This window comes from Bradyrhizobium sp. sGM-13, from assembly GCF_018398875.1.
Taxonomy (GTDB): domain Bacteria; phylum Pseudomonadota; class Alphaproteobacteria; order Rhizobiales; family Xanthobacteraceae; genus Bradyrhizobium.
This window is the reverse complement of sequence record NZ_JAGWDK010000018.1, coordinates 39,182-58,211: the sequence shown is the minus strand read 5'-3', so window position 1 is coordinate 58,211 and position 19,030 is coordinate 39,182. Positions and strand designations below refer to the sequence as shown.

Annotated in this window: 13 protein-coding genes; 6 read left to right on the top strand and 7 right to left on the bottom strand. The window is 63.2% G+C overall.

What is annotated here, in order from left to right:
• Positions 1 to 5: 5 nt before the first annotated feature.
• Positions 6 to 1,508, top strand: coding sequence for a hypothetical protein (locus tag KJQ96_RS25105; protein ID WP_213289090.1), 1,503 nt, complete (start codon positions 6 to 8; stop codon positions 1,506 to 1,508).
• Between the two features lie 24 nt (positions 1,509 to 1,532).
• Here KJQ96_RS25105 and KJQ96_RS25100 read toward each other — a convergent pair whose 3' ends face one another.
• The 3 genes from KJQ96_RS25100 to putA form a co-directional block, all read right to left on the bottom strand.
• Positions 1,533 to 2,183 carry a glutathione S-transferase family protein gene (locus tag KJQ96_RS25100; RefSeq protein WP_213289089.1) on the bottom strand — a complete coding sequence of 217 codons (651 nt, stop codon included), beginning with the start codon at positions 2,181 to 2,183 and terminating at the stop codon, positions 1,533 to 1,535.
• A gap of 11 nt (positions 2,184 to 2,194) precedes the next feature.
• Complete coding sequence (locus tag KJQ96_RS25095; protein WP_213289088.1) at positions 2,195 to 3,400, bottom strand: CaiB/BaiF CoA-transferase family protein; 1,206 nt, start codon at positions 3,398 to 3,400, stop codon at positions 2,195 to 2,197.
• Between the two features lie 107 nt (positions 3,401 to 3,507).
• Positions 3,508 to 6,519, bottom strand: a complete 3,012-nt coding sequence (gene putA / locus KJQ96_RS25090) for a bifunctional proline dehydrogenase/L-glutamate gamma-semialdehyde dehydrogenase PutA (protein ID WP_213289087.1) — start codon at positions 6,517 to 6,519, stop codon at positions 3,508 to 3,510.
• A 246-nt stretch (positions 6,520 to 6,765) separates the two neighbouring features.
• On the opposite strand from putA, the gene KJQ96_RS25085 reads away from it, so the two are divergent.
• Positions 6,766 to 7,425, top strand: coding sequence for a hypothetical protein (locus KJQ96_RS25085; protein WP_213289086.1), 660 nt, complete (start codon positions 6,766 to 6,768; stop codon positions 7,423 to 7,425).
• A gap of 147 nt (positions 7,426 to 7,572) precedes the next feature.
• On the opposite strand, the gene KJQ96_RS25080 is transcribed toward KJQ96_RS25085, so the two are convergent.
• Positions 7,573 to 7,773, bottom strand: a complete 201-nt coding sequence (locus tag KJQ96_RS25080; protein ID WP_028351035.1) for a cold-shock protein — start codon at positions 7,771 to 7,773, stop codon at positions 7,573 to 7,575.
• Between the two features lie 383 nt (positions 7,774 to 8,156).
• Positions 8,157 to 9,887: an adenylate/guanylate cyclase domain-containing protein gene (locus KJQ96_RS25075; protein ID WP_213289085.1), complete on the bottom strand. Its 1,731-nt coding sequence runs from the start codon at positions 9,885 to 9,887 to the stop codon at positions 8,157 to 8,159.
• A gap of 337 nt (positions 9,888 to 10,224) precedes the next feature.
• On the opposite strand from KJQ96_RS25075, the gene KJQ96_RS25070 reads away from it, so the two are divergent.
• The 4 genes from KJQ96_RS25070 to KJQ96_RS25055 all read left to right on the top strand — a co-directional run bounded on the left by KJQ96_RS25070 (position 10,225) and on the right by KJQ96_RS25055 (position 16,365).
• Positions 10,225 to 11,724: a glycosyltransferase family 39 protein gene (locus KJQ96_RS25070; RefSeq protein WP_213289170.1), complete on the top strand. Its 1,500-nt coding sequence runs from the start codon at positions 10,225 to 10,227 to the stop codon at positions 11,722 to 11,724.
• A 1,128-nt stretch (positions 11,725 to 12,852) separates the two neighbouring features.
• Positions 12,853 to 13,563, top strand: a complete 711-nt coding sequence (locus tag KJQ96_RS25065; protein ID WP_213289084.1) for a hypothetical protein — start codon at positions 12,853 to 12,855, stop codon at positions 13,561 to 13,563.
• Positions 13,564 to 14,181: 618 nt separating this feature from the next.
• Positions 14,182 to 14,925 carry an alpha/beta fold hydrolase gene (locus KJQ96_RS25060; protein WP_213289083.1) on the top strand — a complete coding sequence of 248 codons (744 nt, stop codon included), beginning with the start codon at positions 14,182 to 14,184 and terminating at the stop codon, positions 14,923 to 14,925.
• Between the two features lie 408 nt (positions 14,926 to 15,333).
• Positions 15,334 to 16,365: a nitronate monooxygenase family protein gene (locus tag KJQ96_RS25055; RefSeq protein WP_213289082.1), complete on the top strand. Its 1,032-nt coding sequence runs from the start codon at positions 15,334 to 15,336 to the stop codon at positions 16,363 to 16,365.
• A gap of 132 nt (positions 16,366 to 16,497) precedes the next feature.
• Here the strand turns inward: KJQ96_RS25055 and KJQ96_RS25050 are convergent, their stop codons facing one another.
• Both KJQ96_RS25050 and KJQ96_RS25045 read right to left on the bottom strand, forming a co-directional pair.
• Entirely contained in the window at positions 16,498 to 17,529 is a 1,032-nt protein-coding gene (locus KJQ96_RS25050; RefSeq protein ID WP_213289081.1) for a YcjF family protein, read from the bottom strand.
• Entirely contained in the window at positions 17,526 to 18,989 is a 1,464-nt protein-coding gene (locus KJQ96_RS25045) for a YcjX family protein (protein WP_213289080.1), read from the bottom strand. Before KJQ96_RS25045 ends, KJQ96_RS25050 begins: the two co-directional genes overlap by 4 nt.
• Positions 18,990 to 19,030: the final 41 nt, after the last annotated feature.

The following is a 19,030-nucleotide window of genomic DNA, read 5'->3' as shown; positions in this document are numbered from 1 at the left end:
GCGACATGAGCCGCGCGCCACGATTTCTCGCCATTTTGCTTGCTCTGCTGTGTGGCGCTTTGTCGGCGCGCGCGGCACAAGATGCGGCGCTTGAGCGCGGCGCCGCCATCACCGATCCCGCGACGTTGCGAGAACTCGACGCCGGAAAATTTCGCCTCGATCGCATGCTGGTTTCGGAGCGGTCGGCGGACATCCCGCTCGCGAACAGCGAGTTGTTCGCCCTGCCATCGATGGCGGCGGTCCGGCAAGCGATCGACGGCGAGTTCAACCGCTATATCGCGCGGCATCACGCGAGCCTCTCAAAGGAAACAATCGGCGTCGGCGAGGGCTTTGATTTCCAATTGTTCGACCGCACGCTGCTCTATTCGGCAGAGACGCGGTTCGTGCTGGCCGGCATCGTCAATCGCATGGACCGCACTTTCACCGCGGAAGCAAGCTGTGGCGAGATACGCCTGATTTACCGCCTGACGCGGGTCAACAAGGCGGCGGGTGACGTTGCGGCGCCGCCGCGGCTGCCGATGACGCTGAACCTCGTGCTGAAGGCAAGAGGCGAGGGGGCGGCGATCGCATGCTCCGAAATTGCCAGGCGCTGGCTCGGCGGAGCGCCGTCGGCGAGCGACGGCCCGCTCGATCTGATCGACTATCAGAATATCGATCGCATCGAGACCAATCTTCAGATCGCGCACGCGCCGAAATCCTCGGTTCGCGACTTTCGTATCGACTATCTGTTGAAGGTGTTTCGCTACGACCGGCAAGCGCGCGCGTTCGTGGAATCGCCCATGGAGAACCAGATCGACCGTGCGCGCCTTCTGGCGGACGATGGCCTCAAGCGCGAGTTCAGGGCATGGCTGCTCGATCCCGTCAATCTCGTCGCGTTCGATCGTGGCACCGTGCTGATCCCGGAAAAATTCCTCGCGCATGGCGCGATTGCGCCAACGCCGGTCGGATTCGATCCGTCAGATCTGGAGCCGGAATTCGGGCTGGTGCACGGAGAGGGCGCCGTATTCAGCGAGGCTGACGTGGTGACGGCGTTAAGGAAGGCTACGGAAAGCGGCGCAAAGTTGCAGAATATCCGTTCGCTTGCCGGGTTCGAACGGCGCCTCAACGACGTGACCTGCTCCGGCTGCCATCAGACACGCGGCATCGGTGGCTTTCATTTCCCCGGCGTTGACTGGATGGCTGACAAGCCCTCGAATGCAACTGTCGTGCCGGCATCGCCGCATTTCTTCGGCGACCAGGTCCGCCGCCGCGCTATTCTCGCAAGCCTGCGCGACGGTAAGCCGCCGGATTATTCGCGCGGCTTCGCGAGCCGTCCGCAGTTGCGCGGCAGCACCGAACTCGCCGGCAGCAACTATTACGACGGCTGGGGCGCGCATTGCTATGTTCGGGGCAAGCCAGCCGCCAACAATGACACGAGTTTCCGCGACTGGACCTGCGCTGAGGGCCTGACCTGTCAAGCCGCCGGCAAGACCTCGCGCATCGGCATGTGCTTCGTCAAAAGCCGGTAGCGATACGCAAGGTCACTTGACGCACTATTGTTTGGCGTAATGCGTCAAGCGCTTGCCGGGCAACAGATCATAGGCCGATTTCCAGCGGGGCAGCTGCGCCATCCGCCCGAGCCACGCGTTGATCGCGGGATGGCTCACAGCCCAATCATATCCGGTCTCGTCAGCGGGATAATGCAGATAGGCCATCATGGAAATGTCGGCCACCGTCGGCCGTTCGCCGATGGCGAATGCATTCTTTTGCATGTGCTGTTCGAGAATCGACAGGAAATCGTCGAGGCGCCTGCGGAAATGTTTCAGCACGTGCTCGTCCGGCGACGGCGTGAAGGTGCGGAAATAGCGGTACGTCGCCATGTAGCCGGTGAGCTTGTGGTTGTCCCAGAACAGCCAGCGTAGCAATTCGAACTGTTCCTGCTCGGTCTCGCCGTCGAACCGGCCGAATTGCTTTGCCAGCTTGAGCAGGATCGGCGCGGTTTGGGTAAGCCGTTCGCCGTCGACCTCGAGCACGGGAATTTCACCCATCGCGTTGACGTCGCGCCGCCATTCCGGCGTGCGCGTGACGCCACCGCCGAAATCGGTCCAGACCGGCTCGAATGTCTGCCCGCACAGAGTGAGCATCAGCGCGAGCTTGTAGCTGTTTCCCGACTCGGGGAAGTAATGCAGGCGGTAGCTGGGCATGGCTGGTTGCCTCACGCCACCGCGCCGGCGGCGCGCAGCTTGCCGATTGCCGCCTCGTCATAGCCGGCATCACGCAAAATTTCGTCGCTGTGCTCGCCGATGCCGGGCGGCTTGCGCGGCTGGACCTTGCGGCTGCCGTCGACCCAGATCGGACTATTGATCGTCAGCATGGTGTCGTTCTCGAACGGCACCAGCACCTCGTTTTCGATCATCTGCTTGTCATTCGGAATATCGTCGAGGATGCCGACCACCCCGAATACGAGACCATTGCCGTCGAGAATCTTGCGCCACTCCGCAAGGTCCTTGGTCGCAAAGGTCTCGTCGAAAATCTTGATCAATTCGACCGACCGCGCATGACGGTCCTTCTTGGTCTCGAAACGGGGATCGGTGACGAGATCGTCGCGGCCCAGGCAGCGCGCCAGCGTCGGCCATTGCCGGTCCTCGTTCAGCAGGGAGAGGATCAGCCAGCGTCCGTCCTTGCACTGGTAGTGGTTCGTCACCGCGTTCAACGCGCGCTCGCGCGGGCGGCGTTCGCCGAACTTCGCACCGACCAGTTTTGCTTGCGCCAGCACCGAAGCGGCCCAGACACCGTTGGCCATCAGATTGGAGCTGACATGCGATCCCTTCCCGGTGCGCTCGCGCTTGTAGAGTGCGGTGACGATCGCGCCGTAGAATGCCATCGCGCAGGGGTGATCGCCCATGCCGGCGATCGAGCGTGCCGGCGTCGTATGTTCGTCCGCCCGCACCAGGTCCATCAGGCCGGAGCGCGCCCAATAGGCGTTGGAGTCGAAGCCGGGCTTGTTGGCTTCCTCGCCCTTCTCGCCATAACCAGTGAACGAGGCGTAGATCAGGCGCTCGTTGTGGGGCGCCAGATGGTCATGGGTGATGCCGAGCCGCTGGCGCACCTGCGGCGGATAGTTGGTGATGAAGACGTCAGCCTGGGCGGCGAGGCGATGCAGCACCGCCTGTCCCTCGGGCTTGGAGAGATCGAGCGCAAGGCTCTTCTTGTTGCGGCCTTCCAGCATCCACGCGAAATTATGCTCGCTATGCGGGTAGCCCGGCAAATTCGGCAGATTGCGGTAGGGATCGCCGGAGCCGGGCGGCTCGATCTTGATCACGTCGGCGCCGAAATCCGACAGCACAGTGGCGGCCGCGGGCGCGGCGATGAAGCTCGCGCAATCCAGAACCTTGAGGCCGTCGAAGATACCCTTTTCCATAGTGCCGCCGCTCCGTGTGGCTTGTTGATTTTTTCGCAAGTCGGAATTACCGCCAGCGAAAGCTGGAATTCGGATGCCATTTGACCCATGTGGGGTAGGCGATGCAACTACTCGCCGCCAGACATCAGCGCTGCATTTCCGCCGGCAGCCGCCGTGTTGATGGTCACCGTCTGCTCGGTTGCAAAACGCGCCAGATAATGCGGCCCGCCGGCCTTGGGCCCGGTGCCGGATAGCCCGTGGCCGCCGAACGGCTGCACGCCGACGACGGCGCCGATCATGTTACGGTTGACATAGATGTTGCCGACCTGCAGGCGCTCGATCGTGTCTTCCACCGTATCGTCGATCCGGGAATGAATGCCGAGGGTGAGCCCGTAGCCGGAGCGCTCGACCGATTGCAGCACCTCGTTAAATCGGTCGGCGCGATAGCGCACCACGTGCAGCACCGGGCCGAACACTTCCTCCGTGAGCTGGCCAGCATCGGACAGTTCAAAAATATGCGGCGCGACGTAATTGCCTTGTGGTGCGTGACCCGCAAAGTGCACCCGGGCTTCTTTCTTCATCCGTTCGATATGCGCGTCCAGCCGCTGCTTGGCCTCGGCGTCGATCACCGGTCCGATATGCGTGGCTGGATCACTGGGGTTGCCGATGACGAGTTCGCGCGCCGCGCCCGCAATCATCTCAATCACGCGGTCGGCGACATCGTCCTGCAGGAACAACAGCCGCAGTGCCGAGCAGCGCTGGCCGGCGGAGCGGAAGGCCGAGGTCACGACGTCGTCGGCGACCTGTTCGGGCAGCGCGGTGGCATCGACGATCATCGCATTGATGCCGCCGGTCTCGGCGATCAGCGGCACGATCGGCCCATCTTTGGCAGCGAGCGCGCGGTTGATCGTGCGCGCCACTTCTGTCGAGCCGGTGAAGACGACGCCGGCGATATCGGGATGCGCGACCAGCGCGCCGCCGATCCGGCCGTTGCCGGCCACCAGATGCAGCGCTGACGCCGGCACGCCGGCTTCGTGCAACAGCCCGATGGCTTCGGCCGCAATCAGCGGCGTCTGCTCGGCCGGCTTCGCGACGACCGCGTTGCCTGCCATCAATGCCGCCGTGACCTGTCCGAGGAATATCGCCAGTGGAAAATTCCACGGCGAGATCGCGACGAAGATGCCGCGGCCGCGCAGACGGAGCATATTGCTCTCGCCGGTCGGTCCCGGCAGCGGCTTGCTATCGCCAAACAGCTCGCGTCCCTGCGCCGCATAGTAGCGGCAGAAGTCCACGGCTTCGCGAACTTCTGATACCGAATCGTCCAGCGTCTTGCGGCCCTCTCGTTGCAGCAGTGCGATGAAATGCGCCGCGCGGGCTTCCAGGAGATCCGCAGCTTTTTTCAGCACGGCTGCGCGTGTTTTGGCCGGCGTTCTACTCCAATTCGTGAAGCCGGCGCGTGCGGCCGATACCGCCGCATTCGCCTCCACCTCCGTCGCTTCCGCAATGCTTCCGGATGCGGGCAGTCGTTCCGCAGCGATGGCCGAGACGAGTTTGCTCAACGCCGCGCGTTCACCGAATTCGATTCCGCGGGAGTTTTTTCGTTGCGGCCCATAGAGGTCGCGCGGCTGCGGGATATTCGGATGTCTGGCATTGTCGGCGCTGCCGACGATGTCAGCGGGGCGCCGCAGCAATTGCGAGACCGGCACCGCCTCGTCGGCGGCGAGCGCGACAAAGGATGAGTTGGCGCCGTTCTCCAGCAATCGCCGCACCAGATAGGCCAGGAGGTCGCGGTGGCTGCCGACCGGCGCGTAGGTGCGATGAGCGATATCGGGACGGTCCTCGCCCAGCTTTGCGTAGAGGGCCTCGCCCATGCCGTGCAGGCGCTGGAATTCAAATCCGCTCTGCTCCGTTGCCAGTTCGAGGATGGTCGCGACCGTCAGCGCATTGTGAGTGGCGAACTGCGGAAATATCCGTGGTCGCAGCGCCAGCAATTGTTTTGCGCAGGCAACGTAGTTCAGGTCCGTCATCGCCTTGCGGGTGAATACGGGATAGCCGTCGAGCCCGCGTTCCTGCGCGCGCTTGATCTCGGTATCCCAATAGGCGCCCTTGACCAGCCGCACCATCATGTTGCGGTCCAGGCCGCGTGCGAGACGATTGACGTAATCGATCACGTCACTGGCCCGTTTCTGATAGGCCTGGACCGCGAGGCCAAATCCGTCCCAGCCCGCAAGCGAGGGATCAGCGAAGGCTGCCGCAATCACGTCGAGCGACAATTCCAGCCGGTCCGCTTCCTCGGCATCAACGGTGAAATTGAGATCATAGGCTTTGGCTTGCCTGGCGAGGTCGATCAGCCGCGGGACCAGTTCGTCCATCACTCGCGCTTGGCTCACCGCCTCGAAGCGGGGATGTAGTGCCGAGAGCTTGACCGAGATGCCGGGCCGGTCGGGCAGGGGACGGTCATCGGCCGTGCGGCCGATCGCCTCGATGGCACTGGCATAGGAAGTGAAGTAGCGCGCGGCGTCGTCGGCGGTGCGGGCGCCTTCGCCGAGCATGTCGAAGGAGTAGCGTTGCTGGCGCGCGGAATGCGGTTGCGCCCGCGACAGCGCCGCCTCGATGGTCTCGCCGAGCACGAAATGATTGCCCATCAGTCGCATCGCTTGCCGCGTTGCCGCCCGCACCGCGGGCGCGCCCAGCCGCTTGGTCAGCCGCCCGATGGTGCCCTGCGGGGTCTCGCCGGGCTGGATCACGCGGGCCGACATGCCGAGCGCCCACGCCGAGGCGTTGACCAGGAAGGCGCTTGACCTGGTTTCATGATGGATGAAGTCGCCCTGGCCGAGCTTGTCCTCGATGAACTGGTCGGCGGTGCGGGCGTCCGGGACCCGCAACAGCGCTTCCGCCAGCACCATCAGCGCAAGGCCCTCCTTGGTCGACAGCGCGAACTCGCGCAGCATGTCCTCGACCCCGCCGAGCGGATCGTCATTGGCCCTGATGGCCTTGATCAGCGCAGTCGCTGCGCGCTCGATGCGCCGCTCCTGCGCCGCGTCCAGCCGCGCGGCCTGGAGCAGGCTGGCGGCCATCGCGCGGTCATCGGGCGCGTAGGGCGCGCTGAAGGGCGGAAGCGGCGACGGAGGAATCAGCATGGGATTTCTAGCATGGGATTTCTCTTGGCTTCGCCCAGTCTAACGGGGCCGGGATGGGCGGAACAGGCCCGCAAGTCCCCTCAATTGCGCTGGGGATGCCGGCGCTGGCGGAACCGACTGGCGCATGGAAAACACAGCGGCCGGAATTTCCGCGGCCTGATCCACAGATCGCGGGCTTGCTGGTTGGCAGCGTGCAGGAGCCGCGCTAATCGTCAGGCACGCCGTCGCTTGGGAACAGCAGGAATCATGAGAGGCGCCGCTCCGCCGATACAGGGAAGCCGAACGCGGACCAGCTTCGCGGTCGCGTTTGGCGTGCTCCTGACCGCGCTGTTTGCAGCGCTGCCGGCGAGAGCGGTCGAGATGAGTGCGGAGATCGCCAACCTCTACAGCTCGGTTTCGATCTATCCGCCGTCAGCCAAATCCATGACCGTGTGCTACGGCTTCGTCTGCCGGCGCCGCGAGATCCTCGATTTCACGGCCGGCGACCGCAGTGCGTTGACGCAGATCATGCAAGCGGGCCGCGCCTCGGCTGCGGCCGAACGGGCGGCGGTGCAGAAGGCGGTGGTGTGGTTCGATCGCCGCATGGGGCCGATCATCGGCACCAACAAGCGCGTCGCGAAGGCTGACTTCCGCTACTTCGACGACAAGCACAATTACGATTGCTGGGACACCACGCGCAACACCACCAGCCTTTTGCTGGTGCTGCAGGAGTGGGGCCTGTTGAAGCATCACGCGATCGGCGATCCGCGCTATCGCGGCAATACGCTGGTATTGCAGACGCCGCACAACACCGCGGTGCTGGTCGATCGCGCCACCAAGGTCGAGTGGGTCGTCGATCTCTGGCCGCGCGGCTACCTGCAGCCACCCGACGTGATGACGGTTCAGAAGTGGGTCACGGAAGATTGAGCGGCCGGTTTTTCGCGCAACGATCTAGCCATCGTGCGTGCAGAAGCGGTGCCCGCTCCGCCGAACGCTCACAGTTTCGAGAAGTTTCTTAAGCCCTACTCCCGGATCTAACTCCGAGAGTGCGCCGTTGCCGATTATGTGGTCGCGCTAAACCTTGAGATTCTCGGCCGAAGTCTTGCCGCGGTTGGCGATCTCTTCGTACTCGACGGTCTGCCCTTCATTGAGTGTCGAAAGACCAGCTTTCTCAACTGCCGAAATATGAACGAACACGTCCTTGCCGCCGCTTGAGGGCTGGATGAACCCATAACCCTTCGTTGGATTGAACCACTTCACCGTACCTTTAGCCATTCACGTCGTCTCCGCGGAATCAACAAAATAAGCGAGCCGTCGGTCCCCGCACTAACCGGCATGCCCGCACCGCGAGGATACGCGGGTTGGGGCAGGCTGGGTAGCTTAAACGGACCGGCCGTTTCGGCGAAAATGCCCCCATTTCCAGCCGATTCCAGCCGTTTTGAGGGTTTCCGGCCCATTTGACGCGGCCGGGCGGCCGGCAATTCCAATTTTTGGCGAGTGGATCGATCCGCTGCGTTGACGCCATTCTTCCGCCTGGAGCGTGGCGGCGGCGAGCCTTCGGCATGGCGGCGCCGCGCTTGGGCATGGCCGCGCCGCGTTCGCCGACAATTTTCTGAACGATTATTCATGCGCCTCGAACCACCATTGCCGGCGTGATTTCACGCAGCGGCGCTTTGCTCTTCGTTAGCCAGCGCCGGCAGCATCCGCGCATCTGTCACGCTGCGTACGATCATCGGCTCGTTGCGTCCGCGGATCTCGACTTCATGCTGCGGCAATGCATCGGCGGCGAGGCCTGCGGTAGCGCGAACTTCGTCCGAGATGACGACTTCGCATGCAAGGCTCTTGGTCATGTCCTGCAAGCGCGCCGCGACATTGACGGCGTCGCCGAGCGCGGTGAACACCATGTGATCACGGTAGCCGATATCACCGACTATCACTTCGCCGCCGTTGATGCCGATGCCGAAGCGGATCGGTTCGCGCAAATCATGTTCGAGAAATTTATTCAATTCATCGATGTTGGCGGCGATCATCGCAGCCGCCAGCAATGCCTGGCGGCAGGCTTCCTGCCGGCTGGTCGAAAGCCCGAACAGCGCCAGCATGCCATCGCCGACGAACTGGTTCGGCATGCCGCCGCTCGCGAGCACCGCCTGCGATACCGCACCGAGGAATCGGTTGACGATGAAGACGGTGTCGAACGGCAGGCGCTTTTCCGCAAGCTTGGTCGAGCCGCGCATGTCCACGAATAGGCTGACGAGATAGCGCTCCTGACCAATCCGCGTCGGGTGCGACTCGTGACCGTCGGCGGAGGTGTGCGGCAGGAAGAGTTGAAAGAATGAGAGATCGGACGGCGGCCGTAACTGACAGGCGAGGCGGATGGATGGATCCGACGTGCCGACCCGGCTAAGCACGAACGCCTCGCGCTGCGAAGGCTCTGGCAGCGCAGAGCAGTCGCCGATGATGCGGATGCGGCAGGTCGAGCAGCGGGCGCGGCCGCCACAGACGCTGGCATGCGGCACGTTGTTGCGCAGGCTCGCCTCGAGCACGCTGAGGCCCTTCGGCACGCGCACCGTGCGGCCGTTGCCGTAGGACAGGCTGATCATGCCGCGGCGGCGCTCGTTGATGGCGCGAACGCCTCTCGCCACTAGCGCGATGCCGATCAGGCCGAAATAGCCGAACAGGAAATAGTCGGTAATGCGATCGAGCGCTTGCGCCTCGGCCTGCGTGCCGATCTGGCGCTGCGACTGGGTTTCCGCCCGCCATTCCGCGCTGTCATTGTCAATCACCATGCGCCCGCTCTGATAGAAGCCGAGCATGGAGAGCGTTGGAATAAGTACCGCCGCGGCAAGCAGGAACGGTGCGGCGCGCTTGTAGAACGCCCGCATCCGCAGCCACAGATACAGTCCGATGCAGCCATGGACCCAGGCGATGGTCATGACCGCGAGCATCATCCAGATCCGCCAGGGCGCCCAGATCCAATACAGGAACAGCACCTGCGGATAGAGTTTTTCATGGCCATAAAGCGTCTGGCCGAGCCGGACGCCGATGATGTGAGCGATGATCAGCATCGGCACGCTGAGGCCGAGCGCAAGCTGCAGCGGTTCGATCGCCTTCCAGCGGAATTGCCGGCGTTCGTACAGCGCCCAGATGCCGAGCGCGGTGTGCACCAGGCATGCCGCGTAGAACAGGATCGTGACCGGCAGGAACTGCCAGAACGACGTGTGGAGATAGACGCCGGTCGCCAGCGCCTCCAGCGAGATGTTGCCGAGCGCGTGGTTGAGGAAATGGCTGACCAGATAGGCGAACAGGATCACGCCGGTGATAAGGCGGATCTGCCGCAGGCTGATGCCTCGGACGAAGGTCGTGATCTGGTCTCGGGAGAGGGCGGCCATGCGATCCACAGGGTCGATATCGGGCAATGGTAGCGACTAATTCATACGGTGAATACCACCCGCCGTCGTCCCTGCGAACGCAGGGACCCATACTCCGCGGCCTGTCAGTGAGGCTGTGGCTCATGCCGTTTTCCTTACCGCGGTTGGTGGTTATGGGTCCCTGCGTTCGCAGGGACGACGACCAACTTTTTCCGTTGCGGCAGGTTGACACTCCAGGGGTGGTCGAAGAGAAAGCGCCGTGACCATAGCCCCGCCCAATAACAGCCAAGCCAAACCGGACCGTTCTGCCACGCCGCCCTGGCTTGCAGTGGCGTTGCTGATCGCCACGTTGACGGCGATGCGGCTGGTCTATGCCAGCGTGCTCGATCTGCGCACCGACGAGGCCTATTACTGGACCTGGTCGAAGGAGAGCGCGCTCGCTTTTCTGGATCATCCGCCCGGCATCGCCTGGCTGATCCGGTTCGGCACCGCGATCTTCGGCGACACCAATCTCGGTGTGCGGTTCGGTGGCATCGTCGCGATGCTGGTCACGCAGCTCCTGCTCGCCGACATCGTCCGGCGCGTGACGCATGATGTTCGGGCCGTGATCTTCGCCTTGCTGCTGCCGGAAGCAGCGCTGTATTACGGGCTGTTGATGGCGAAGGTCGCGCCCGACACCGCGATGATCCCGTTTGCGGTCGCGATGCTGTGGGCGCTGGTGCGGCTCAACGAGAGCGGCAACCCGCGCTGGTGGCTTGCCGCGGGGCTGTTCGCAGGGTTGGCGTTGCTGTCGAAATTCACCGCGATCATGCTGCTGCCGGCGGTTGTGGCGTTCGTGCTGGTGCCGGACTGGCGCCGCCGCTGGCTGCTCAGCCAGTATCCATGGCGGGCAGCGCTGATCGCGGCGATCGTATTCTCGCCGGTCTTGATCTGGAACGCGCAACATGACTGGGCCTCGTTTCGTTTCCAGTTCGTGCGCGCGGTCGCGACCCATCAATTGTCGCTCCGCACCGTCGGCGAATTCATCGGGCTGCAATTCGGTCTTGTCGGCTTCGTGCTGCTGCCGGTGGTGCTGTCCGGCGTCACGCTGACGGCCTGGCGCGGTTACCGCACGCGCGAGCCGGTCGCGATCCTGCTGTCGACCGCCGTGCTGGTGCCGTTCCTCTATTTCCTCTGGAAGTCGCTGACGCTCCGCGTCGGTGACACTTGGCCGATGTTCCTGTGGCCCGCCGGCTTTGCCGCGACCGCCATCAACCTCGTCATGCTGCCGCGCGAGGGCTTTTCGGAATGGATGGTCCAATCGACGTTCCGGTGGGCGAGGGTGGCGGTGATCTCCGGCATCGCCTTCGTGGTCGGCGTGTTCTTCTATTACGTTGCGGCGCCCTGGAATTTTATCGGCAGGACCGATCCCATCGGTGGCGAGGCCGGCTATGAGCAGGTCGCGACGCGCGCGCGGGATCAGTTGCAGAAGACCGGTGCGAGCTGGATCGCCACGTCGGATTATCGCACCTATGCAATGTTGCGCTGGTATTTCAAAGGGCAGGTGCCGGTCATCCAGATCAACGAGCGCGGACGGTTCCAAGGCTTTCGCGATCCCGGCATGAACCTGATCAAGGATCATCCCGGCCTCTACGTCGCCCGCGAGCCGGACCACCGCCTGCCGCTCTGGCATCTCACCACGGCGAAGCGGCAGCCCCTGGAGCGTGTCGAGCGCGTCTGGCGCGGGATGGTGATGGATACCTACGCGCTGGAAAAACTCACCGGCTGGACGCCCGAACTCTCGCCACCGCCGGATTCGCCGCTGTTCCGCTGGCGCGTGCTGGCGGGGGTTTTCGGGCGTGGTGCCGGCCTTGGGTAAGGTCGTCATCCCCCGCGCATGCGGGGGATCCAGTACGCCGCGGCTTATCGGCTCAATCATTGACGTCTCTGGAATACTGGATCACCCGCTTTCGCGGGTGATGACGAGTGAGTATGTATTTGCGATCTCGCGACGCATTGCGCCCGAGGTTTGCATCTTCATTTCCCGCTCTCTCATTCAGAGGGCGCAGGGAAGACCGGATGCTGGCTGCACCCGCGGTCTCGTGTGCAATTGCGCATAGCAAAAGCGCACACGAGCATACAGGTACAGCGGGAGCATCCCGGCCTTCCCTGCGCAATGGCTTTACGGCTTACTTCGTGCTCTCCCCGGAGAACGGCTCTTTTGCCTCCGTCGCTCCCAAGAAGCTTTCGCTTCTCAAAGAACTTAACGCCAGCACCGCGGCGCCCGAACCACACGACTTCGCCGTACGCTTCCTGCGCCTACGTCTTGCGCATTCCGCGTCCACCGCATCTCACCGCACGTTCGTGACGATCGCGAGCGCCCCTCAATGGGTGAGACGGGCGGAGTTATGCAGATGATTTGCCCATGTTGTTAAGCGGAATATTTTTGATTCCCGGGCTTGACACGATTTCTGAAAATCGGAAGTGATTTGCCCGTCGTGCCAATTGGTCGCAGCCGCGCATTGAAGTTTCGTTTGGGCGCACCGCAAATCAGCTCGCGGATCGTAGGGTGGCAAAACGCAAGCGTGCCCACCATCACGAAGCGCGCTCGATGACAGATGGTGGGCACGGCGCTGTCGCGCCTTTGCCCCTACGGACCACGCAACCCTGTGGCTAAGGGACCCTGCTTTCGCAGGGACGACGATGAAGGTGGGCCAACAGGCGACCTATCGGAAAGGAAACGTCTTGAGCGGATGTAAGCTAGTTCACATACCGCAAAGCGTCACTGCAGTATTCTTTGTTCCGATATCACGTCGGTTCCGCAGCCGCTTTGAAGCAGCGCGCTGTTCTCAACATAGTCGTTCGAGAACTCAGATTTGCAGTGAGACCCAAACGCTTCGCTTTTGCATAACAAGCTTGCCCCGCTGCGAACCACTTCGCGCGGACGATACTGAAGGAATTGTTAGATTGCATTGCCGCGCATAATAGCATGCGCAAGTAGGTCGCTATGGACCGAACTGCTGGCAAGGAAAGCGGTTACCACGCCACACAAAGTGGCGATATCCTCATTATTGCTATGCTTTGCGCCGCGTGCATCGTCCTCTTCGCGAGCAAAGCCAGTGCTCAATGTACGGCGCGAGACGTCCTGCAGAACCGCTTGACGCTCAAGGCAGCTAAAACTCCGCCCGTTCTAGTCAGATCCGCGTTCGCCGCTCCTGTGTGGAAAACGATCACAATAGGGACGTTTGCAAATTCGTTTGCCCTCCTTAACGCATTGGATGCAGCAGGCTGTGGCATCGGAGGCTTGGCTGGAGAAATTCTCGCTCGACCGGCCTTTACCGTCAGCACTACAAGAACAAACGTGGAGCTTTTTGCGGTGTCGGCGGCCGAACTCGGCTTTCAGACCGATACTGCACCGCTGGCAGACATTTATGCGCGCGCTCAGCAATTAGGTTTCGGACTTGCGGCGGCAGAGGTCGCTCCGCAACTAAGGCTCCAATATTTTGACCAGCCGATGGGGGAGTTTGTCATCGGAATGGAGCCGATCAAAACGTGGACGGGCGAACCTGTCATTCTAACCGTGGCTAATGGCGGAGCGGGATTAATCCTCATCGGCCGAGATGGTCGCGCCGACGCAGAAATACCTGTGGCGTCCCGCTTTTTGTTCGTCCGGTCCAATGAAGCTGCGTTGGCGAAGGCGGTCCATGGGAGTCAATGAGGCCGCAGCGCTCGCCACCACTCAGTTCCTGAAACCGAACGCGTCCGGGCGAATAGTTTTTAACTCGACGCGTCAAATACCAAAGTGTGCAAAGTCTCTGCCTGCAGTCAGGCCGCGAGACGCGAATCGTCGCGAAACCCCGGCGAGTATCTCTTGTACTGCACATCGGACGAGAAGCTTTGGACAAGCTGGCGCGTACAATTCGCGGCGCACGGTTCGAGGTTCGGGCAGGTTCTTCCCAGGTATCACGCTGCCGGACGGATACTAGGCCTAATCAGGCGGTCGCTGTGTCGAGCGCGGCTTGCACCTGCTCAGCATTGAGATTCGAAGTCCGCTCCGGGTCGTAAGCGGCGATGGAGGCGAGCGCGGACCGATATCCGGTTTAGCGCTGACAACCAACCTCACAACGGCTTAAGCGCTGTTCGGCTACGGGCCAACAGCAGACATCGCTGCATAGGGTTGTCACGTCCGAAAGTGCCAACTCCTGACAGCCGCTCTCGGTGTATAGAAGGTCACTACCCGACCCCGTTGCGGACAACAATGGGGCGTTCCATCGTAAACGGATGATATAAAGCGAGCTGAGTTCAACCACCGGCTGGCCAAAGGAGGAGTCCAACAATGAGCGACCTATTCGTAGAAGCATGGGGGTCGGGCGTGCCCGTGGTGTTAGTGCACGGCTCCCTGGCGACAGGATCCGACGAGTGGCAGGCTCAGCGACCGCTGGCCGACGGCGGCTTTTGTCTGTTGGTGTCAGACCGGCGTGGTTACGGGCGGAGTCCCGCGGCTCACGGCGAGGATTTCCTGGTCGATGCCGACGACATTGCCGATCTCATGGGCGATGGAGCCCACCTTGTGGGACATTCTTACGGTGGCCTCGCGGTTCTGTTCGCCGCTGCCCGCCGGCCCGATGCGACTCTATCTCTGACACTGTTGGAGCCAGCCGCATTCGCGCTGGGCCAGCACCATCAAGCTGCGAGGACACTCGTGGCAGAAGTTCGCTCTCTCTGGGATCAGAAGGTTCCGGACGAGGAGTGGGTCATTCGTTTCCTGCAAGCTGTGGGGAGTGATCCGGACGCTCTTTCCCCCGAACTGATCGCGGCTGCAGTGCCGCTCGTACCCGTGTTCCGCCGCGGACGGCCGATCTGGGAGGCTGAACTGCCGCTCGCCGCGCTGGCATCGGCCGCCTTCCCGAAACTCGTGGTATCCGGTGGGCACAGTGCCGGATTCGATGCTATATGCGACGAACTGGCGCAACGGATCGGCGCGTCTCGCATGGTGATCGAAGGTGCCGGCCACGAGATCCAGTTCACCGGAGAGCCGCTCAATGAAGCGCTACTGACGCTGTGGCGCAGCGTCTCGTAGTGCCCGCTGTTGCGAGTAACAAGTGTGGCAGTATTCCAAATGGAATCGCTGATTGGAGCCGTAGCGCGTGCGCTCGAAACGGGTGATCCCCTCGGCGCCTGGAACCCGCGTGGCGTTGCGCACGATGCTGCCGCGCCCGCAAGTGCGAGGTATCGCGATGGTCCAGTACGGCTTTCCGGAACGCGGCTCCGATGAGCGCGACTCCGGATTGGGTCATCAACTGACCTCCGGCGCCGGACGCGCTTGGTCCGCTCTACCATCAACTACGGACATCGGCGAAATGCGCGGGCGAGTCTGTTTCGTGCCAACTCCGGACCTTCAAAGCGTGCCGCCTTGCGTCTGCGCGGTCGGCGATGTTTACTTCCGCTGCAGCGGCAGGGCAATTTCGGACATGTACGGGAGGCTGTCATGTTGCGCACCCCGCTCTCTGATCTGTTGGCCATTGATGTGCCCGTCCTTGCCGCCCCGATGGGGTTTATCACCGGGCCCGAGCTTGCGGCAGCGGTGAGCAATGCTGGCGGACTCGGCATCATGTCATTTAGCGGCAACCCGCCGCCGGTGCTGCGCGAGGAGATTGGCCGCCTGCGGTCGCTAACGGAGAAGCCGTTCGGGGTCGGTGTATTGCTGGGTGGGCCGCATTTGCCCTTTCCAATCGAGGCAGTCGTCGACGTGTGCCTCGACGAGCGGGTTTCAGTGCTTGTGACATTTTGGGGCGATCCGACACCCTTTGTAGCTCCGGCCCATGCGGCAGGGGTGAAGGTGATCGACCAAGTCGGGTCTGTTGCTGACGCGCAAAGAGCCGCTCGTGCCGGCGTCGATGCCATCGTTGCTCAAGGTGTGGAAGCCGGCGGCCACCTCGCTGGCGAGATCACAACAATGGCGCTGGTACCTCGGGTTGTGGACGCAGTAGCTCCAGTTCCCGTGATCGCAGCCGGAGGCATTGCCGATGCGCGCGGCTTCGCCGCCGCTCTCGCTCTCGGAGCGCAGGGGATAATGATCGGAACGAGGCTGATTGCCACGACAGAAGCCTACGCGCATCCGGTCTATAAGCAGAAGGTTATAGACGCGGCTGAAGATCACACGGTGCGGACGACACTTTTCGGTCACGGTTGGCCCAATGCGCCACATCGCACCCTGCGCACGCCCTTTGTCGCGCGCTGGCTACCAGATGAGGCGCGTGGCAGTGAACAGCGAGACGATGAGCCGCAGATTGGCGAAACCAAGATCGGCGGCCGGGCAATGCCGCTCTTGCGCTTCATGGGCTTTCCACCGACGCCAGATGCCTTCGGCGACCTTGACTCAATGGATTTTCTTGCGGGACAGGGCGTCGGTTTAGTCAATGCGATTAAGCCCGCAGCGGATGTCGTCCACGAATTGGTCAATGGTGCCCGGCAGCTGATTTCGCAGCTCGCTCTGTCAACTCAAGTACCACACGAATGACGGCTCAGGGCCAATAGCAGATGTCACGCGGGGCCTAAACCGACGTCTACTGTCTCGCCGGAAGCGGACATGCCACTCAAAAATGCTTCTCCAAGTGATCAACGCAGGCCCTGGGACGAAACTAGCGCGAACTTACTCTTCCCGTTCCCGCTTGCTCAGCAAATCCTTGGCGAGATCGGAGAGCGCGGGCCGTGGCAGCGCCGTGAACGGCAAGGGGCGCGTCACGTCGATGGCGGCAAGGCCGAGCCTTGCCGTGAGCAGCCCGTTGAGCACGCCCTCGCCGAGCCGTTGCGAGAGCTTTGCCGCGATGCCGTGGCCGAGCATCTGCTGCACCAGGCTATCGCCCACCGCCATGCCGCCGGTGATGGCGAGATGGCCGATGATTTGGCGCAACAGGCTGAGCATGCCGAGCGTGCCGGGGCGGCCGCCATAGAGCCGCGCCAGTTGACGGATCAAGCGCATCGCGGCGACGAACACGAACAGCACGTCGATCAGCGCGCGCGGGCTCACCGCGGTCACGACCGAGACGCGCTGCGCGGCCGTCGAGACCAGCCGGCGTGCCTCCTCATCGAGCGGCGCCATCAGTTCGCGCTCGGCCAGCTTGATCATGTCGGCGCCATCGATGATGTCGTCAGCGTGGCCTGCCAGCGTGGCGCGGGCGCGTGCGAGTTGCGGGTTTTGATGCGCGAGCTTGAGCAGTTCGTTGACGACGGCACGGCTCTCGGCGCGGTCGTCGCTGCGCAGCACTTCAGTGGCGCGCTGATGCAGCTTTTCGATCGCCGCCAGCCGCGCCAGGCCGAACGCTTCGCGCGCGATGACGACGGTCAGCGCCAGTCCGGCCGCCACCGCAAAGACAAGCGCGACGTAGCCCAATGTCTGGCTGCGAGCGAACAGGTCCTCGACCAGGTTGACGACGCCGAGCCCTGTGCCGAGCAGCACCAGCCCGCCGATAGCCGACCAGAACAGCGCGCCCCAGCGAAAGCCGCGGCGTATCGGGACCCTCGGTGCATCGAGCGGAACGGGCAACAGCGCCGGATCGGCCTCCGGTGTGATCTGCACCGTGCCGCGGGCAGGGCGGCCGGTCTCGTCCGGGTCTATCACGATCACGCCGGGATCGCCGAGCTTGAACGTCGCCGGCCGCCGATGCGGCGTTTTCTCGCTCATTGCAGTCGGTCTCCGATCAGGAACTGAAGGGCGCGGTCGAGGCGGATGTGAGGCAGCGCGGGCTCGTCCTTGCCGGTGCGCTCCACGAGCGGCGGCCGGAAGCGCAGGAAGCGGAAATCGGCGCTGTCGGATGGCATGCTGGAAAGGCCGCGAAAGCCGCCCTTGAACAGTTCTTCGGGATCGGCGGGCAGGTCACCCGGAAAGGTCGCCACTTCGGTCTCGCCGTCGAAGGCCTCGCCATTGGCGGTCTCGCCGGGCGCGGGCGTGCCGAGGATCGACGGCAGCTTCTCCCGGCCGCGCGTAACCATTGCCTCGCGTGTGGCGCGTACCGCTGATAGCGCGACCACGTCGATGGCGGCGCCGGCATATTCGGCGCGGTCGGCTGCCTTGGCGGCGGCCCGCCGCAGCACTGCCTCCAGCCGGTCGTGGCTGGAATGGTGCAGGTGATCGGCCTTGGTGGCGGCAAACAGAATCCGGTCGATCCGCGGACGAAACAGGCTGCTCAGGATGGTGCTGCGGCCGATCCGGAAGCAATCGAGAATACCGGCAAGCGCAGCTTCGAGATCGTGCAGCGCCTCGGGCCCGGCATTGAAGGCCGCGAGCGCATCGACCAGCACGATCTGGCGGTCGAGCCGTGCAAAATGATCGCGGAAAAACGGGCGCACCACGACGTCCTTGTAGGCTTCATAGCGCCGCCGCATCATCGCCCACAGCGAACCATCGGGCGCGGCGCCATCGATGGGCACATCGAGCGGAGCGAAGGTCAGCGCCGGCGATCCTGCGAGATTGCCCGGCATCAGGAAACGTCCGGGCGGCAGCAGGCTCATGGCAAAACGTTCGTCGCGGCAGGCGCGCAGATAATCGGTGAACAGTCTTGCGGCGGCGAGCGTCGCCTGCTCGTTCTCGCGGCTCTGGGGATGAAGCGTCTTCAGGTGTTCGTGCCAGGGCGCGGCGAGTGTTGCCCGCGGGCCTTCGCGCGACAGCGCAAGACTCTCGGCCGACCATTGCTCGAAACTCCTGTTGAGCAGCGGCAGGTCGAGCAGCCATTCGCCGGGGTAATCGACGATGTCGATGGTGAGCGTGCGGTCCGCGCCATTCTGCCGCTGGTAATCGATGACGAGGCGCAATTCAGAGATGTCAGTGGTCGAGTTCGGCCAGCTCCGTTGCTCGATCAGGGTGCGGACATGGTTTTCATAATCGAAACGCGGCACCGCGTCGTCCGGCTGCGGCGCGAGCCGGGCGCCCGCGATCCGCCCAGAAGCGTAGGGTTCGAACACCGGAAACCGGCCGCCGCGGGTCAGGCCGTGGATCAGCGCCGTGATGAACACGGTCTTGCCGGCGCGCGACAGGCCGGTGACGCCGAGCCGCACGGTGGGATTGAAAAAGCTGTCGCCGTAGTCCAGCAGCGCCCGCGCCGACAGGCGCGCTTCCTCGACGATATCTGAAAAACTGGGAGCCATGCGGGGCGGAAAGCTCGAGAGAGGCGTTGGTGTGCAATTAC

Bases quoted from the DNA above. Each gene is read 5' to 3' on its own strand.
- KJQ96_RS25050 (WP_213289081.1), bottom strand. From the start codon at position 17,529: ATGAGCGAGAAAACGCCGCATCGGCGGCCGGCGACGTTCAAGCTCGGC.
- KJQ96_RS25105 (WP_213289090.1), top strand. From the start codon at position 6: ATGAGCCGCGCGCCACGATTTCTCGCCATTTTGCTTGCTCTGCTGTGT.
- KJQ96_RS25060 (WP_213289083.1), top strand. From the start codon at position 14,182: ATGAGCGACCTATTCGTAGAAGCATGGGGGTCGGGCGTGCCCGTGGTG.
- KJQ96_RS25065 (WP_213289084.1), top strand. From the start codon at position 12,853: ATGGACCGAACTGCTGGCAAGGAAAGCGGTTACCACGCCACACAAAGT.
- putA (WP_213289087.1), bottom strand. From the start codon at position 6,519: ATGCTGATTCCTCCGTCGCCGCTTCCGCCCTTCAGCGCGCCCTACGCG.
- KJQ96_RS25055 (WP_213289082.1), top strand. From the start codon at position 15,334: ATGTTGCGCACCCCGCTCTCTGATCTGTTGGCCATTGATGTGCCCGTC.
- KJQ96_RS25095 (WP_213289088.1), bottom strand. From the start codon at position 3,400: ATGGAAAAGGGTATCTTCGACGGCCTCAAGGTTCTGGATTGCGCGAGC.
- KJQ96_RS25075 (WP_213289085.1), bottom strand. From the start codon at position 9,887: ATGGCCGCCCTCTCCCGAGACCAGATCACGACCTTCGTCCGAGGCATC.
- KJQ96_RS25085 (WP_213289086.1), top strand. From the start codon at position 6,766: ATGAGAGGCGCCGCTCCGCCGATACAGGGAAGCCGAACGCGGACCAGC.
- KJQ96_RS25045 (WP_213289080.1), bottom strand. From the start codon at position 18,989: ATGGCTCCCAGTTTTTCAGATATCGTCGAGGAAGCGCGCCTGTCGGCG.
- KJQ96_RS25070 (WP_213289170.1), top strand. From the start codon at position 10,225: ATGCGGCTGGTCTATGCCAGCGTGCTCGATCTGCGCACCGACGAGGCC.
- KJQ96_RS25100 (WP_213289089.1), bottom strand. From the start codon at position 2,183: ATGCCCAGCTACCGCCTGCATTACTTCCCCGAGTCGGGAAACAGCTAC.
- KJQ96_RS25080 (WP_028351035.1), bottom strand. From the start codon at position 7,773: ATGGCTAAAGGTACGGTGAAGTGGTTCAATCCAACGAAGGGTTATGGG.